The sequence below is a fragment of the Sphingomonas longa genome (genome assembly GCF_016892685.1).
In the GTDB taxonomy this organism is placed as follows: Bacteria; Pseudomonadota; Alphaproteobacteria; order Sphingomonadales; family Sphingomonadaceae; genus Sphingomonas; species Sphingomonas longa.
In genome coordinates, this window is sequence record NZ_JAFEMC010000003.1 from 400596 (window position 1) to 417543 (window position 16948).

The 16948-nt window shown below is 65.5% G+C and carries 14 protein-coding genes and 1 pseudogene; 3 read left to right on the top strand and 12 right to left on the bottom strand.

Translation table 11 applies throughout. The annotated features are described in order from the left end of the window. Nucleotides 1–24: 24 nt before the first annotated feature. The 7 genes from ILT43_RS11900 to ILT43_RS11930 all read right to left on the bottom strand — a co-directional run bounded on the left by ILT43_RS11900 (nucleotide 25) and on the right by ILT43_RS11930 (nucleotide 6286). Complete coding sequence (locus ILT43_RS11900; protein ID WP_204199176.1) at nucleotides 25–1059, bottom strand: response regulator; 1035 nt, start codon at nucleotides 1057–1059, stop codon at nucleotides 25–27. Then, a complete protein-coding gene (locus tag ILT43_RS11905; RefSeq protein WP_204199177.1) occupies nucleotides 1056–1508 on the bottom strand; it encodes a response regulator in 453 nt (150 codons plus the stop codon). The genes ILT43_RS11900 and ILT43_RS11905 overlap by 4 nt, the downstream gene beginning before the upstream one ends. Beyond that, entirely contained in the window at nucleotides 1505–2998 is a 1494-nt protein-coding gene (locus ILT43_RS11910; protein WP_204199178.1) for a sensor histidine kinase, read from the bottom strand. Before ILT43_RS11910 ends, ILT43_RS11905 begins: the two co-directional genes overlap by 4 nt. Before the next feature lie 66 nt (nucleotides 2999–3064). Further along, complete coding sequence (locus ILT43_RS11915) at nucleotides 3065–3829, bottom strand: hypothetical protein (RefSeq protein ID WP_204199179.1); 765 nt, start codon at nucleotides 3827–3829, stop codon at nucleotides 3065–3067. A gap of 5 nt (nucleotides 3830–3834) precedes the next feature. After that, the gene (gene pgmG, locus ILT43_RS11920; protein ID WP_204199180.1) at nucleotides 3835–5226 is read right to left on the bottom strand and encodes a phosphoglucomutase/phosphomannomutase PgmG; all 1392 of its coding nucleotides are present in this window, start codon (nucleotides 5224–5226) and stop codon (nucleotides 3835–3837) included. Further along, nucleotides 5223–5471 (bottom strand): J domain-containing protein, encoded by a 249-nt coding sequence (locus tag ILT43_RS11925; protein WP_211534472.1) that lies wholly within the window; start codon nucleotides 5469–5471, stop codon nucleotides 5223–5225. The genes pgmG and ILT43_RS11925 overlap by 4 nt, the downstream gene beginning before the upstream one ends. Next, entirely contained in the window at nucleotides 5468–6286 is an 819-nt protein-coding gene (locus tag ILT43_RS11930; protein WP_239474559.1) for a division plane positioning ATPase MipZ, read from the bottom strand. The genes ILT43_RS11925 and ILT43_RS11930 overlap by 4 nt, the downstream gene beginning before the upstream one ends. A gap of 91 nt (nucleotides 6287–6377) precedes the next feature. Here ILT43_RS11930 and panC point away from each other — a divergent pair, with 91 nt between their 5' ends. Beyond that, a complete protein-coding gene (gene panC / locus ILT43_RS11935) occupies nucleotides 6378–7220 on the top strand; it encodes a pantoate--beta-alanine ligase (RefSeq protein WP_204199182.1) in 843 nt (280 codons plus the stop codon). Nucleotides 7221–7341: 121 nt separating this feature from the next. Continuing rightward, nucleotides 7342–7638, top strand: coding sequence for an SEL1-like repeat protein (locus ILT43_RS11940; protein ID WP_204199183.1), 297 nt, complete (start codon nucleotides 7342–7344; stop codon nucleotides 7636–7638). Nucleotides 7639–7850: 212 nt separating this feature from the next. Here ILT43_RS11940 and topA read toward each other — a convergent pair whose 3' ends face one another. Continuing rightward, the gene (gene topA, locus ILT43_RS11945) at nucleotides 7851–10427 is read right to left on the bottom strand and encodes a type I DNA topoisomerase (protein ID WP_204199184.1); all 2577 of its coding nucleotides are present in this window, start codon (nucleotides 10425–10427) and stop codon (nucleotides 7851–7853) included. 109 nt (nucleotides 10428–10536) lie between these two features. After that, complete coding sequence (locus ILT43_RS11950) at nucleotides 10537–11274, bottom strand: Crp/Fnr family transcriptional regulator (protein WP_204199185.1); 738 nt, start codon at nucleotides 11272–11274, stop codon at nucleotides 10537–10539. A gap of 164 nt (nucleotides 11275–11438) precedes the next feature. Here ILT43_RS11950 and ILT43_RS11955 point away from each other — a divergent pair, with 164 nt between their 5' ends. Beyond that, on the top strand, nucleotides 11439–11858 hold the full coding sequence (locus ILT43_RS11955; protein ID WP_204199186.1) for a BLUF domain-containing protein: 420 nt from the start codon (nucleotides 11439–11441) through the stop codon (nucleotides 11856–11858). A gap of 10 nt (nucleotides 11859–11868) precedes the next feature. On the opposite strand, the pseudogene ILT43_RS11960 reads toward ILT43_RS11955, so the two are convergent. The 3 genes and pseudogenes from ILT43_RS11960 to ILT43_RS11970 all read right to left on the bottom strand — a co-directional run. Then, nucleotides 11869–12168: pseudogene (locus ILT43_RS11960) on the bottom strand (DprA-like winged helix domain-containing protein); the annotation flags it as partial. Between the two features lie 141 nt (nucleotides 12169–12309). Further along, nucleotides 12310–12486 (bottom strand): hypothetical protein, encoded by a 177-nt coding sequence (locus tag ILT43_RS11965; protein ID WP_204199188.1) that lies wholly within the window; start codon nucleotides 12484–12486, stop codon nucleotides 12310–12312. 847 nt (nucleotides 12487–13333) lie between these two features. Continuing rightward, a complete protein-coding gene (locus ILT43_RS11970; RefSeq protein ID WP_204199189.1) occupies nucleotides 13334–16933 on the bottom strand; it encodes a hypothetical protein in 3600 nt (1199 codons plus the stop codon). Nucleotides 16934–16948: the final 15 nt, after the last annotated feature.

Genomic DNA, 16948 nt, shown 5'->3' on the forward strand with positions numbered 1-16948 from the left:
GCGCGTCAGCAACAGGCGGACCGCCTAGCCCATCGCCGCCGTCAACGTCGCGCGGACGCCCGCATAGCCGGGGTCGTACTCGACCGCCGCGTGCAGGCTCTGCGCCATCGCCCGGATCAGCTTCGTGCCGAGCCCGGTACCCTTCGGCGCGGCATCGGCGGGCAAGCCGCAGCCATCGTCCTCCACCGCCAGCGTGAAGCGGTCCTCGCCGTCGCGGGTCAGCGCGACCCGGACTTCGCCGGCGGTGTCAGGGCCGTACGCATATTTGCAGGCGTTCGTGACCAGTTCCGTCACGATCACGCCGAGCGATACCGCGCGATCGGTCGGCAGGCGGATCGGCTCGACCGCGAGGCTGAGCGCGCGCGGTGCGGAGTCGGTCGACCATGTCTCCGCCAGCTCGTCGACCAGCGCGGTCAGGTAATCCTGCATGTCCACGCCCTCGACATCGTTCGAGGTGTAGAGGCGGCGATGCACCTGCCCGATCGCGCGGATGCGGCGCTGCGTATCCTCGAGCGCATCGCGCGCGCCCGGATCGGTCAGCGCACCCGCCTGCAACCCGACCATCGCCGACACGAGTTGCAGCGAATTGGCGACGCGGTGGTTCACCTCCACCAGCAGTGCCTCCAGCCGGGCATTGCTGGCGCGCAGTTCGTCCTCGGCCGCCTTCTTGCCACGCTCCAGCCGATCGCGGGCCAGCACCTGTTCGAACGCGGCGGCGAGCAGGTCGAAGAAGTCGTCGCCGACCGTCTTCACCACATAGTCGGCCGCGCCCGCCTTCAGCGCAGCGACGGCGATGCGGCCCTCTTCCGATCCGGTGACGTAGACGACCGGCGGCGAGCCGGCGATCTTGCGCAGCCGCTCCAGCGTCTCGATGCCGTCCATGCCGGGCATGTAATGGTCGACCGCGATCAGGTCGAACTGGCCCTCGCCCGCCAGCGCGATCCCGGCTTCTCCGCCGTCCGCCGTCGTCACGTGATAGCCGCGCCGTTCCAGCGCGCGCGTCGCCAGCCGGCGCAATCCGGCATCGTCGTCGATGAACAGGATGCGCGGCGGCGTCACTCGACCTCGGGCACCTGGATTACCGACAGGAACAGGCCGAGCTGGCGGATCGCCTGTGCGAAGCTTTCATAGTTCACCGGTTTGGTGATGTAGACGTTGCAGCCCAGATCGTAGCAGCGCTGGATTTCGACCTTGTCGTCGGTGGTGGTCAGCACGACGACGGGGGCGCGGCGGAGCGGGCTGTCCTCGGCCTTGATGCGCGTCAGGATGTCGGTGCCGCTCATGTCTGGCAGGTTCAGGTCGAGCAGGACGAGCGCGGGGCCGTTCTTGGCCGGGCCGTCCACATCCTCGAACAAATGGCGCAGCGCGGTGCCGCCGTCGGTGAAATGGCGGATGGGGTTGTTGATGCCCGCGCGGCGGATGTTCTTTTCGATCAGACGGGCATGGCCCTCGTCGTCCTCGATCATCACGATGCCGACGGGGCGGTGGGGTTGGCCGTGAGCGTTCATACGGTCTGGTCCTGAGGCAGTGTGAGGTGGAACGTCGCGCCCTCGCCAAGCGCCGATTCCACCGAGATGGTGCCGCCCATCCGATAGGCGAGCGCGCGGACATGGGCCAGCCCGATCCCCTCGCCGGGCTGGTCCTGCGTACCGGAGCGGCGGAACAGGTCGAAGATGCGCTGGTGATCGCGCGGATCGATGCCGCGGCCGTTGTCGGCGACGGAGATGACGATGCGGCCCAGATGCTTGCGAGCCGACAGCGTCACTGTGCCTGGCCGGCCGGGATGCAGGTATTTGGTCGCGTTCTCGACCAGGTTCGACAGGATCTGTTCCACCGCGACACGGTCGGCGATCATCGTCGGCATCGGCCGCACGACGGTGGCGGTGACGCCGCGATCGTCGATGACGTGGCGGATCGCGCCGATGACGGTGTCGCACAACGCCACGAGATCGAGCGGCTCGGGTGCGAGCGTCCGCCGCCCCTGTCGCGACAATTGCAGGATGGCGTTGATCAGCCGGTCCATCTTGGCGGTCGAGGTGCGGATGAAGCCCAGCGCCTCGGGCAGGTCCTCGCGCGCCGCCAGCCGCGCCTCCTCGGTCAGGATCTGCGGCGCCTCCGCCTCCGCGCGCGTAACCAGCTCACCGAGCGGCGCGGCGGCGGCCTCGAGTTCGGCGGTGAAGCCCATGACGTTGACAAGCGGCGAGCGCAGGTCGTGACTGACGATATAGGCGAAGCGCTGGATCTCCTCGTTCGCCATCGCGAGGTCGGCGGTGCGTTCGGTGACGCGGTCCTCCAGCGATCCCGCCAGCCGGCGCAGGTCATCGCGCGAGGCGGTCAGCGCGCGCGTATTGCGGACGACGACGGTCAGCGTCAGCGTCGCGACGATCGCCAGCAGCACGGAGGCGAGGCCGGCCATGATGTAGAACAGCCGCGCCGCGTTCGCCTGTTGCGCGGTGCGAACCGCCAGCAGCGCCGCTTCCCCGCTCGCCATCGCGCGCAGACGGTAGCGGATCGCGCGCATCAGCGGCACGCTGGCGTCGCCCGAGAATTCCCGCTGCGCCGCCGTCAATCGGCCCGCCTCTCCGAACGCGATCGATTTGGCCCGCAGCACCGTCAGCCGCTGCAACAGTGGCACGATGCGATCGAGCCGTGCGATCTGGGCCGGATTGTCCTCGACCAGCTGGCGGATCAGGCGATACCGTCCCGGAATGACGCCGCCCGTCGTACGATAGGCGGTCAAGAACAGCGGCTTGCCCGTTAACAGATAGCCGCGCCGGGCGGTTTCGGACTGTTCCAGGTCGACCTGAAGGTCGGCGATCGCCTGCCGCACCATCTGGGTATGCGCGACCCGTTCGGTGTGTTGGCTCGTGCGGACCGTGTTCCAGCCGACCGCGACCGCCGCTGCGATCAGCAGGCCGAAGCCCAGCGCGACGAACGCGACCAGCGCGCGGCCGAACCGTTCCTCCGATACCGCGACCTTGTCGAAAGCCCGAGCCATGCAAGCGCTTTACCGCAGGACGATGCAAACGCCACCCTTCGGTACGATAGCGTTACAGCAGGAGTGTCACAGCAGCAGGTCCTGCGGCGTCATCCGACCGATATGGCCGCCGCCGCGACGGCGGGCCATCTCGGTTTCCGCGGTGTAGCGGATGTCGGGGTCGCGGTCGGTCAGGAACCCGACCAGGCTTTCCTCCTCGATCTCGCGCCATTCCTTGCCGCGATCGGGACCATAGCGGACACGCGGCAGCAGGCCCGGCTCCTTCGACCACTGGATCAACTGCGCGACCGACGCCTCGTTCAACTGGTCGCGCAGGTGATGCGCGGTGACATAGGCGTCGGGGAAGGCGCGGTGCACCGGCAGGCCCCGTTCGTGGATCATCCCCTCCGGATTGCGCCAGTAGCGCAGCACCTGATTGGAGAAGCTGGGGCTGTCGGGCCACAGCCGTAGCGCGCATTTCCACGTGCAGATCCAGTCGGCGCCGTGCGTCAGCGACGGCGTGCAGAACTGCTCCTCGAAACTGGCGCGGTGCGCGGCGAGGGCGACGCGGCGCGGCCACGGGTCGAGCACGGGCCGCGCGACGTCGTGCCACCAGCGCGCATCCTCGACATCTTCGTTGCGGATGTGGTGGATCGCCATCGTGATCGGCGGGATCTGGCGGCCGGGATTGACGAGAATGTTGCCCCCGTCTCCGTACAGCTCCCAGCGCCCGTCCGGCCCCTGCGCCACGTCCTGCCAGCCGACCTCGCACACGCCATGCGCGGGTGGGGAATTGCCGGTGGTCTCTAGGTCGATGACGCGGATCAGGGTCGGTTGCGAGCGGGAAGCCATGCGGGTCATGTGGGGTCGAGCAGGTCCGAAAGCGAGATGTCGACGCCGCTGTCGGCGAGCGTCGCCTCGACGGTGGCGAGCAGGCCCAGCAGGGCGGGGCGGTCCGCCGCCTCCGCGCGCACGGTCAGCGCCCCTTGCGTGTTCGAGGCGCGCAGCAGCCACCAGCCGCTGTCGCTCGTGACGCGCACGCCGTCCGTCTCGTCCACCACAACACCCTGCGCCATCAGCCGATCGCGAACCTCCGCGACGACCCCGACCTTGCGTGTTTCGGCCACCGGAATGCGCAGGTCGGGCGTGCGCTCCACCGCCGGCATCGCATCGACCAGTTCGGTCAGCGACCGGCCGGACAGATGCACTGCGCGGATCAGGCGCACCGCGGCGTAGAGCGCATCGTCGAAGCCGTAATAGTCCTGCGCGAAGAACAGGTGGCCGGACAGCTCGCCCGCCAGCGGCGCGCCTGTCTCCAGCATCTTGGATTTGAGCGTTGCGTGGCCGGTCTTCCACATCAGCGGGGTACCGCCGAGTTCGGCGATACGGTCGAACAGCGCCTGACCCGATTTCACGTCGGCGACGATCGTCGCGCCGGGCAGTTCGCGTAGCAGCGGCTCGGCCAGAATGCCGAGGATCTGGTCGCCGGCGATCGTCCGCCCGCGCGCATCGACCGCCGCGATCCGATCGCCGTCGCCATCGAAGGCGAGGCCGAAATCGAGCCCTTCGCGCGCGACAAGCGCCTTCAGGTCGGCGAGGTTCGCATCGATGCTGGGATCGGGGTGATGATTCGGAAATTCGCCGTCGACCTGCGTGAACAGCAGATGGTGCTCGCCGGGCAAAACCCCGGTCAGTGCCTCGACCGCCGGCCCGGCCGCGCCGTTGCCGCAGTCCCAGCCGATCCGGTACGTGCCGCCGCCATAGCCCGCCATCAGCCGCGTCACGTAATCGCCGCAGACATCGACATCCGTGACGCTGCCCGCTCCTTCCAGCCAGTCGCCATCCGCCGCCAGCGCGGCGAGATCCTGGATATCCTCGCCGAAGAAGGCACGGTGCTGGAGCACCATCTTGAAGCCGTTGTCCTGCTTGGGATTATGGCTGCCGGTGACGTGGATGCCGCCGTCCACGTCCAGCACCGCCTCGGCGTAATAGAGCATGGGGGAGGGGCCGATGCCGATCCGCACGACATCGACGCCGCCAGCGGTCAGCCCTGCGACCAGCGCGGCCTCCAGCATCGGCGAACTCGTCCGCCCGTCGCGGCCGACCGCGATCCGCGTGCCGCCCGCGTGCCGCAGCCGCGTCGCAAAGCTGCGGCCGAGCGCATACGCGTCCTTTTCGAACAGGGTGCGCCCGACGACGCCGCGCATGTCGTATTCGCGCAGGATCGTGGGATCGAAACGGTGGCTCACCCCTTCAGCAACCGATCCCGTGCCGCGTTGATGCGCCGCGCCAGTTCGACGGAGCCGCCGCGATCCGGGTGGACGCCCGACAACAGCCGACGATGGGCCTCGCGGATCGCGTCCGCGCCGTCGCGGGGGCCGACGCCGAGCACCGCGCGCGCCTCCGCCTCGTCGGCGGCCATGCGGCGCTTTCCGCTGGGTTTCAGATACGTCCAGACCGCCCAGATGACGAGAATGGCGATGAGGAACTTCACGCGGCGACCCCGCCGAGGTCGACGCCGGGCAGCGCGGGCTCGGCCGCACCGGCCTCGGGCAGTTGCAACGCCGCCATCATCTCGCGCAGCTCTTGCCGCGCGGCGACATGCGCCAGCCCCATCGCGCCGAACTCGCGGCTGTCGATCATCGTCAGCCCTTGTGGGAACAGCTCGCGATAGATCACGCGCTCGCCCAGCCCCGGAATGATGCGGAAGCCGACCCGCTTGGACAACTGCGCCAGCGCATCCGACACGCGGCGCATGTTGCGCGCCTCGATATGCTGGAGCCGGTTACGCAGTACGACCCAGTCGATCGTGGTGCCGTCCGCCCGCGCCCGCTGCTTGCGCGCGTCCCAGATCAGCTCCGAATAGAAGGAGGGGCGGGTGACGTTATAGGTGTCAGGATCGACCTGCCCGATCAGGTCGAAATCGACGAAGCTGTCGTTCATCGGCGTGACCAGCGTGTTCGACAGCGTCGCCGCGGTGCGCGCGAAATGATCGTCGCGCCCCGGCGTGTCGATGACGAGGAAGTCGGACCCTTCGGCCAGCTGGTGCCAGTTATCCTCGAAGAACGCCTCGCTGGTCCCGTCATGCGTCGCGTGGCGCGGCATCGGCAGTTCGACCCCGCGACGCCGCATCGTCTCGGCGCGATTGTCGAGGTAGCGGCCAACGGTGCGCTGGCGGTGGTCGAGGTCGAAGCACGCCACGCGCGCGCCCTTCGCCGCCAGCGCGATCGCGACGTGGACAGCCGTCGTCGACTTCCCCGTGCCGCCCTTTTCGTTGGCGAAGACGATGATATGTGGGCCAGCGGTCAATGCCGGGTTCCCCCCTGTTGCGCGTTGGTGTTGATCGTTGGTCGTCCTCTCCATAGAAGCCCCCGGCCCCCGTTTCGAGAGGAAGTTTCCCGTGCGTACCGTCCGCGACCTGACCGACCTGCGCGCGGTGCTCGGCGAATGGCGCGCAGAGGGCGCGCGGATCGCGCTGGTGCCGACGATGGGGGCGCTCCACGCGGGTCACATGGCGCTGGTCGAGGCGGCGCGGCGGCCGGGTACGAAGGTGGTGGCGTCGATCTTCGTCAACCCGAAGCAGTTCGGCCCCAACGAGGATCTCGGCCGCTATCCCCGGCGCGAGGCGGCGGATACGCGCCTGCTGACGGAGGCGGGCTGCGACCTGTTGTGGCTGCCGCCGGTGGAGGTCATGTACCCGGCGGGCTTCGCGACGAACATCAGCGTCGCGGGCGTCAGCGACCATTTCGACGGCGCGGCGCGGCCGGGTCATTTCGACGGCGTCGCCACGGTGGTGACCAAGCTGTTCAACCAGACCCGCGCCGACGCCGCCTATTTCGGCGAAAAGGATTACCAGCAACTGGCGGTGATCCGCCGCTTCGTCGCCGATCTGGACATCGATATCGAGGTCGTCGGCGTGCCGACGCAGCGCGACGACGACGGCCTCGCGCTGTCGTCGCGCAATATCTACCTCGACGAGGGGGAGCGCGCAAAGACGGTGGCGCTGCCCCGCGCGCTGGGCATCGCGGCCCGTGCGATCACGAAGGGCGACGATCCCGCCGCCGCGCTGGCGGATGCGACCGCGACACTCATGGGTGCGGGGTTCGAGGTCGATTATGTTGCATTGGCCGATGCCGAGACGCTCGCGCCCGATCCTGCCGCCGATCGGCCGCGCCGGTTGCTGGCGGCGGCGCGCATGGGCCAGACGCGGCTGATCGACAATATCGCGATCGAACCGAATTGATGACCAAGCATCCCTAACGCGCGTCGAATCGAACGAGGTTAAGCCGTTAACCATTTGGGAAGGCGTCGGCCCGCACATGTTGTCCCACGAACTGCAAGCGTTTGCAGCGAAGGGGCCAGCAATGGGCAACAGTCTCAAGAGTGCGCAATTCCTGATCGAAAGCCGGATGGCCGATGCCGCCGCCGGTGACGGAGATGCGCTGTACGATCTCGGCATCTGCTATCAGACCGGCACGTCCGGCGTCGCCGTCGACCTGATCGAGGCGCACAAATGGTTTAACCTCGCTGCCGTGTCCGGCTTCACCGCCGCGCAGGACGCGCGCGCCGAGGTGGCCGAGGACATGACGGCACGCGAAATCGCCACCGCACAGGCGGCGGCGCGGGCGTGGCTGGGCATGACGCGGCGGCTGGCAGCCTGAACCGCTGAGTTCCCGCGCAGGCGGGAATGCAGTGGTTGGAATGCGGGGCGACGACGACAGCACGGTGCGCTGCGACCTGCTAGTGGCGCGAGCCACCTCCGAATTCGTCCCCGGCGAAGGCCGGGGCCCAGTCTGGCAAGCGCTCCTGAGTCTCACGCAGTGAGTGGCAACTGGACCCCGGCCTTGGCCGGGGAGGAGCCACGCTCAGGCCGCTACTCGGCCGCCGCCTTCTTCTTCGCCGGCGCCTTCTTCGCGGCGGGCTTCTTCTCCGCCGCAGCTCCCGCCTTCGCGGCCGGCTTCTTCGCCGGCGCCTTCTTGGCCGCCGCCTTCTTCTTCGGCTTGGGGGCAGCCGCCGCGCGGGCGTCGATCAGCGACGCCGCTTCCTCCAGCGTCAACTGGTCCGGCGTGATCGACTTGGGCAGCGTCGCATTCGTCTCGCCGTCGGTAACGTAGGCGCCGTAGCGCCCCTCCATCAGCTTCAGCTCCAGCTCGGTGCGCGGATGCTTGCCGAGTTCCTTCAACGGCGCACGCGCCGCACCGCGCTGCGGACGGCCACCGCCGGCAGCAGCCTCGGCCAGCTTGACGACGGCCGCGTTCATGCCCGTCTCGAACACGTCGGCCGTCGATTGCAGCCGCGCGTACTTCCCGGAATGCGCCAGATACGGCCCGTAACGGCCGATCGAGGCGGTGATCGGCTCGCCCGACTCGGGATGAGTGCCGACCGTGCGGGGTAGCGACAGCAGTTTCAGCGCCCACTCCAGATCGAGGTCGACGTCCTTGGGGATCGAGGCGCGCTTCGCCTCCTTGCCCTCGCCGAGCTGGATATACGGGCCGAATCGCCCGGACTTGCGCTCCACCGGCAGGCCCGTCTCGGGATCATTGCCCAGCGTCTCGGGTCCGGAATCCTCGTCGGCCGAGCCGCCTTGCGCGAATCGCCGCGTATATTTGCACTCCGGATAGTTGGAGCAGGCGACGAACGCACCGAATCGGCCGCCGCGAAGTGCGAGTCGCCCGGCGCCGCAATTCGGGCACAGTCGCGGATCGCCCCCATCCGCCTGTTGCGGGAACAGATACGGCGCGAGAAATTGATCCAGTTCGGCCGTAATCGCGGACGGCTGTTGTTCCATGACCTCGCTGGTGCGCGGCTTGAAGTCGCGCCAGAACGCCTCCAGCACCGCCTGCCACTGGGCACGGCCGCCGGACACGTCGTCCAGTTCCTCTTCCAGCTCGGCGGTATAGTCGAACCCGACATATTTTTCGAAGAACCGCTCCAGGAACGCGGTCACCAGCCGGCCGGATTCTTCCGCGAAGAACCGGTTCTTCTCGATCCGCACATAGGCGCGGTCCTTCAGCGTCTTGATGATCGACGCATAGGTGGAGGGGCGGCCGATGCCGAGTTCCTCCATGCGCTTGACCAGCGACGCCTCGGAAAAACGCGGCGGCGGCTGGGTGAAATGCTGCTCCGCGTCGACCGCTTTCTTCGCCGGCGCATCGCCTTCCTTCATACGCGGCAGGCGGCGGGCGTCCTCGTCGGCGCTGTCGTCGGTGCCCTCTTCGTAGAGCGCGAGATAGCCGGGGAAGAGCACGACCTGACCGGTCGCGCGCAGCAGGTTGCGACCGGTGCCGTCCGCCAGCTCCACCGTCGTGCGCTCCATCCGCGCCGACGCCATCTGGCTGGCGAGCGCGCGCTTCCAGATCAGGTCGTACAGCCGCGCATGATCGCCGCCGCCGACCTTGTCCTTGCCGAAATCGGTCGGCCGGATCGCCTCGTGCGCTTCCTGCGCGTTCTTGGCCTTGGTCTGGTACTGGCGCGGCTTGTCGGGGACGTAGCTGGCGTCATAGCGGTTCGCCACAGCCAGCCGCGCCGCGGAAATGGCGCTGCCGTCCATCTGCACGCCGTCCGTCCGCATGTAGGTGATCGCGCCGTCCTCGTAGAGGCCCTGGGCGATCCGCATCGTGTGATCGGCGGAAAAGCCCAGCTTGCGCGCGGCTTCCTGTTGCAACGTGGAGGTGGTGAACGGCGGCGGCGGATTGCGGCCCGCCGGCTTGGTCTCGACAGTCTGGACGGAGAAGCGACCGTCCTCGACCGCGGCCTTCGCCTTCAGCGCATCGCCTTCCGCGCCGATCGACAGCCGGTCGAGCTTCTTGCCGTCCCACTGCACCAGACGCGCGGTGAAGGGCGTGCCGTCCTGCTCCATCTGCGCGGTGATCGACCAATATTCCTGCGACTTGAACGCCTCGATCTCGCGATCGCGCTGGACGATCAGGCGCAGCGCCACCGACTGCACCCGGCCCGCCGACTTCGCGCCGGGCAGCTTGCGCCACAGCACCGGTGACAGCGTGAAGCCCACCAGATAGTCGAGGGCGCGGCGGGCGCGGTACGCATCGATCAGGTCGTTATCCAGCTCGCGCGGCTGGCCCATCGCCGTCGTCACCGCCTGTTTGGTGATCGCGTTGAACGTCACCCGCTGCACGTCCTTGGGCAGCGCCTTGCGGTTGCGCAGCACCTCCTGCACGTGCCAGCTGATCGCCTCCCCCTCGCGATCGGGATCGGTCGCCAGGATCAGGCGGTCGGCGGTCTTCGCCAGATCGGCGATGGCCTTCAACTGCTTCGCCTTGTCCGCGTAGTTTTCCCATTCCATCGAAAATCCCTCGTCGGGATTCACGGAGCCGTCCTTGGGCGGCAAGTCGCGGACATGGCCGTAGGATGCCAGGACCCGGTAGTCCGAACCCAGGTACTTCTCGATGGTCTTGGCCTTGGCGGGTGATTCGACGATGACTAGCTGCATGGGGGCTCTGTACAGTCCTTACGTGTACGCGCGAGGGTGGGGAGCCTCACCACCCTCTGTCAACGAAACTATCCGCCGCCGTGCTGCGAGCCTGTGCCCCGATTTCCGGTCAGGCGTGCTCGCGCGACAGTTGCAGATAGCGTGGGCAGAAATCGCCCGCATCCGCCAGCGCGGTCCAGTCGGGGATCTTCACCCACCTCGCCTTGGTTTCGACCAGTCCCTCGCGGCGCAACGCCTGCAGCGTGCGGTTGACGTGGACGCTGGTCAGGCCGAGCGCGTCGGCCATGTCCGTCTGCGTCAGCGGCAGGTAGAAGGAGCACGCTCCCGAGCTGATATCTGCGCCCTGTCGCAGCGCCATCTCGCAGATCAGGTGCGCCAGCCGGGTATAGGCCCCGCGCCGCCCGACATTGGCGATCCATTCCCGGAACACCGACGACCCCGCCAGACTGTCGGTCCAGATCGCATCCGCGACGGCCGGACGCGAATGCATCAGGTCCAGCATCGCGCGATGCGGCACCAGCGCGACCTCCACGGGTGTCAGCGCCTGGACGTTGTCGACGGAGGGGAACAGCATCGCGTAATGCAGGTCGATCGGTTCCCCTTCCATGTGCAGGCCGACGACCTGCCGCGTACCGTCGCCCATCGTCTTGTGACGCGACGCGACGCCCTTCAGCAAAATGATGCAGTGGCTGGGCAGGTCGCCCTCGCGGATGATGTAGCGGCCCGCATCGACCAGCTTCAGCGTGTGCGGCAGCGTCAGAACGGCGTCCGCATCCGCGGCGTCGAGAACAAATCGCCGCTTCAGGACCCGAACGAAGGGGCCAAGAGTGTTGCGTTGCTCGATCATGGTCGCTGCTCCCGTTCGCAGCCCATCCGAAAAGATCAACTGCAATAGGTAAGTGATACCGATTGCGGTCTAAAATCCCTTACATATGATTGGGTTAGTTCATCAATGATCGCTTTATGACATCATACCGCCTTGTTCACGCAAGATAGCGTAACGCGAACCCGATGATCCGCTCGATTTTGTACGTCAGCCGCAGCACGCTGGTCATGCCCGCCGAGGAGTCGCGGGTGCAGGATATCGTCGACTGGTCGCGCGGCTGGAACGCGGAGGTCGGCATCACCGGCGCGCTGATGTTCACCGAGAAGCATTTCGCCCAAGTGATCGAGGGGCCGCTGGCGCCCATTGCGGAGTTGATGGGCAAGATCCGCGTCGATCCGCGGCACACCGGCATCGATGTCATCCTCGATCGCCTGATCCCCGCGCGCCAGTTCGCGGGCTGGACGATGGCGTATAGTGGGCCCGAGGATTTCGTCGAAGCGCAGCTCGCCCCGCTGGCCGCCGGCCGCCCGCCCGAGGGCCGCAACACCGCCGCCCACGCGCTGATCGCGGTGATGCAGGGACTGTCGAGGCTGGGGGCGGCCTGAGCCGCAGGCGCTAGATCAGGCTCACGCGGCCGCCCGCGTGCCGCTCGATGCGGCCGGCGAGTTCCAGTTCCAGCAGCACGGTCTGCACCACTGCCGTGGTCAGGCCCGCCTGCCGGATCAGTTCGTCGACCGACACCGCCACGGGGCCGAGCAGGTCGATAACCCGCCGCCGGTCCGCGTCGCTCGCATCCTCAGGCGGAGGCGGCGTGTAATCGCTGCCGGGAGAGCGGACGGCGCGCGGATCGATCGGGCGCAGCAGTTCCAGCACGTCGGCGGCGCTCTGGACCAGCGTCGCACCCTCGCGGATCAAGCGTGCGGCAGTTACACAACGCCTCGGCCAGCGTCGCAAACGCTGCGTCTTCATCAGTTTTTATGGTTGTCGTCGGGATGTGGCAAAAAAAAGCCGGCACTAAGGCCGGCGATGAAATGATGGAGGGAGGATAGTGGGGCGCTACAGGGACAGTGCGTCCACACCAACCGTGTGAAACAGCACCGTAATAGATGCTGCCTTCGCGAGTTCGCGGCCGATCGATTTTGCCATATTTACCGCCTTTCTCGTTCTGCTCTGGGTGTTGTTGATAGTCATAGTCGTAACATCGATCTTCTTAGCTTTGAATTCCGGCGCCAAGTACCGGTAGACATAGACGGATGCGAGAGCACCCCAAGTAACGGCGGGAAAGATCCCGCCAAGCATGTTTACGGCGGTGAGGGCTAATCCTCCCACTGTTCCTGTAGCGCCCCAGCACTGGTATCACCTTGCGGTGTGTCCCGTGGGCCGTCACGAACATGGTGGTGGAAGAGATGGGTTCAAGAGGCCTCCGAAAAAAGACGACCTGGCATTTCGGTGTCAGCCTCGCGCGCGTCGAACAAGCCTGCGCCTTTCCCGATCATCCACTGCGCGATCCCACTCCGACTGGTTGATGCCTTGTGGCGCGCGAGGTACGCTGTTCCGCACAAAGCGAGGTCGTGGAGGCACGGGATCGCTGGGGGGCGGCTCAGTGACCAGCCAAGTGACCTTGGGGTTTCGAGTGCCGCATTGACAGCGCAGCCGCTTGGGGAATGCTGACCAACTTTGATCCCACCCCTTCTTGGCAAAGTAGGCCGAGAGTTCAGGGGGCGAGAACAATGCTACTCGAAAGCACGAACGGCACTCCGCACGAAGCGAGCCACCAGCCCGATTTATATCAGCGAGATCGCGAGGCGCTTGGACCACGGCTCAAAGCGGGAGAGCCAGCTGGTTGCGGTCATCCAGCGCACAAAATGGGTTCAGGCCCCGGATCGCGAACTCGTCGCGGATAGGCTGAAGCAGCGCATTGGGTCCTTGGCTGATAGACTCAAAATACAGGGCCTGAAGGTCCGTCGCGGGCATCGCGTGAAGGACCGGCGACAAGGCACGGTAAGCGAGGGTCTGGATAGAAGGCATGGCGAATCTCCGAGCCGCCATGTTCTCCTTTTGATCCGTTTTGTCCAGACCCTCAGTTTGGCGTTGCGCGAACCCAGATGTCCGAAAACTCGATTACGGCCGAGATTGGCTTGGCTCCGTCAGTGACGACGTTGAGGGTCGTCAACAGCGAGCCGAAGTCGGTGAAATTCGTGGTGTCGATGGGCGGCGTAATGTCGATGCTCGTAAACGCATTACCCGCATCAGCAACAATGGTGCCGCTGAATGGATAGGTGTTGGACGCGTTGAAAGCAGTCGAGGTGTGCTGCGTGGCGGTCACTGGACCCGAAGGCGACGGGAAGCTGACAGCCGTTGGGGTAGAGATGCGGCTGCTGACATTGCCGGGTCCTTCCAAACCGTAAAAGCGGCCATTTGGTCCCGGCTTGATCGTGCGGGTGCGGCCCGTTCTGATCTGCTGACCGGCGCTCATCCGCGCAGCAAGGCCAATTAGACCGTTGCCGTTCTGGAGCGTGATTGTGACCCTGCTGCCGATAGCACCCTGCATGGTCATGACCATCTTATACTTGCCGCCGCTGGTCGCCACGGGCTGTACGTCGAGGGTAAACGTTCCTGCATTGAGAGCGTTCGTAACCGCTGTTGGCAGTGTCAGTGTCCAGCCGCGCGGGATCGAACCCGTGAGGCCAGTGGCAGTAGGCATGACGCCTGAACCCTGAGCCGGATCAAAGTAGGGATTGTAGATGTGGTTTGTGCTGTCCTGCTCAGCATACAGGAACGCGCCGTTTGCCAGAGCCGTCGTGTACGTCAGGGTGTAATTTCCTGCCGCATCAACGGTGCCAGTCACGCCGGTCGCCGAGAGATTGCCTTGCCCGTCATTGCTGATGATCTGCTGGGTGCCCGAAGACGTATGAAACGTGCGGAAGGTCGTCGTGCTGCGAACCGTTGGGTGGCTGGCCATCGCGCCGGGTAGCGTGCCGCTGTAGACCTTGAGAACGCCATTCGCCGTGGCAAGCTGTCCGTTGTTTCCCTGAAGCGGATTGTCCTGCGAGGGCGCAGCTGGGTAGTCGGCTTCAAACGCGGCCTTGAGCGGCTTGTATGCGCCAAAGTAGGCCATGCGCGGATGTTGATGGATGCCCAGAATGTCCATGCCGCCGGGAATTGCGGTCATGCCCGTTGGATCGCGGGTGAGGTCCGCGACTGCGCCCCACGAGTCCACCAAGCGGATGAAAGGGCGATTGTAGCGAAGGCCAGCGATTGCGTAGCTGACGCCGGTATCGGGATCGACAAACGGCGCTGGCGAACTGCTGTTCTTCCAGTTGCGCATGGTCCGCATGTAGGTGCTGGTCGCGCCTGAGGCCTGATAGGCATAGCTAACGTAGACGGTCTGCCCGATACGCGACGAGTGGAAGGTCCAGACGCCGCCTGTTACGGAATATTGATCCTCGCTTGGCGTTCCGGTCGTTTTGGATAGAACCTTGATACCATCGGCAGCAACGACACCAGTCTCGCCCCAGCTTTCTCCATCAACGAAGCCGTTCGAGTAGGAAGCATTGACCTTACCGTCCGATGCCACAGTTTTGGCCTCACCGATGATTGGCGTAGAGCCTTTGGGCATACCGTTGAGGACGTATTGGACACCGTTGGGACGACCAGCCTGACGCTCATCAATCTGCGTGGACTCTTCAATCATCGACGCAAGAGGTGACGTGTAAAATGGCGGGTTGCCGTCGTTTACGTCCATGAAGTGAACCGTGAACTGCGCAGGGTGGCCGTTCAGGGAATACTTGCCTTGCGTGCCGGTGTTGTAAGCCACGTCCGAAGCGACATTGGTTTCGTCACGCGCCGGGTTGCCGGTGGAGGCATTGTTTGCGACCCGCGCACGAATGGTGAGGTTGCGGCTCGTTACAGCGCCCACGCCGTAGTTCCAGTCACGCCCCATGAGCAGGCGGTTCTTAAACGCTGGTGCGTACCAACCGGCAACCGATGCGCCCATGGCGGCTCCTGCGCCTTCAGTACCACCAGAGTTTGAGTAACCACCGCCGCTTGCCGTGCGGCTGTCACCAGCGGCAACAAAGTCCGCAACTGTGATTGCGGGCAGAGCGGACTGTTCGGCAGCTACGGCAATAGCGTTCGATGCGGTGGGCGAGGACGAACCAGCGGCGTTTGTAGCGGTGACACGACACAAGACCGTCTTCGACGCATCAGCCGAAACCAGCGTGTACGTGGATGCCGTTGCTCCGCTGATAGCCGAGCCATCGCGGGTCCACTGGTAAGCGTAAGAGGTAGGGCTGCCGGTCCATCCGCCTGCTGACGAGGACAAGGTTTGGCCAACCGTACCGCTGCCCGAAACCACAGGTGCGGATGTGTTTGTTGGCGCTGCAAGGGCCGCGCTAACTGCGATGCTGTTCGAGGTAGCTGGGGAGGACGATCCTACGGCGTTGGTCGCCGTAACCCGGCAGGCTACAGCTTTGCCGTCATCGGCGCTGACAAGCAGGTAGGTGCTTGAGGTTGCACCGCTGATCGCCGCACCATCACGCAACCACTGGTAAGCGTAAGAGGTAGGAGAGGCAGTCCAGATGCCAGTGTTGGTGGTAAGGCTCTGACCAACAACGCTCGAACCCGATACGACCGGAGCCGTAGTGATCGAGGGCGCAACCGGTGCTGCGCTTACTGCGATCGCGTTCGAGGTCGCGCTGGTGCTGCCGCTTGGGCCGGTGGCCGTGACGCGGACGGCAATGTTTTTGCCTTCATCGGCACTGACCAACGGGTAGCTTGCGCCAGTCGCTCCGCTGATCGGGGAGCCGTCACGCATCCACTGACGGCCCGAAACGGTGCCGTTGCTGATCGTACCGTCAGACGCCGTGAGGGTCTGGCCGACAATGCCGGTGCCAGTAGCGGACGGCAGAACCGTAAATGCAGGAGCAGGGACCGCAGGAGCCGTAATGGTCGCGGTTGCTGGGCTGGCCGAAGTGTTGGTGCCGCCAGCGCCAGTAGCGGTAACGCGGTAGCTGATCGTCTGGCCTTCGTCGGCCGAGACAAGCAAGTAGGTGTTCGAAGTTGCGCCGCTGATCGCAGTGCCGCCGCGCAGCCACTGGCGTCCTGTGACGCTGCCGTTGGCAATGGTGCCGTCTTGACCAGTCAGCGTTTGGCCGCTGATCGTGCTGCCGGTGATCGAGGGCTGCGCTGTCCACGATGGAAGTGGAGTTGCGCCGGGGTTGAAAGCAGCGACCGTGACCGTAAAAACCGGGCTGTTGATCGTCGCTGGATCGTTCTTCCGCGTGATGCGGCTTACAAAGCGAGCGATGGGCGCGGAGTTTAGATCGTCAACGCGAGGCGCAGCTTCCTCAATAGTAAGCGTGCCGCGAACGATGTCGTCGATGCCGTTGTCCAAACGTTCGGCAATCTGGAAGCGAAGAGACTTGCCGCTTTCGAAGAATGCTTTGCTCTGCGTTCCGTCGATTGCCCATTCGAAGAACGGACCTGAAGCATCGCTTTTGCTGACGCCGTGCAGATAAAATGACTCAACCCGAGCAATATCGTAAACCGAGAAAGCAACCGAGCGACCTGTCAGGTCCTCGGGCACTCCAAGGGTGCTACAAAGCTGAAGCTGGAAAACAATAGGCTCGCCCGAAGCGCAGCGCATTGCGGATACATTGGGTGTGATGGTCAACGGCATGCCGATATTTATGTC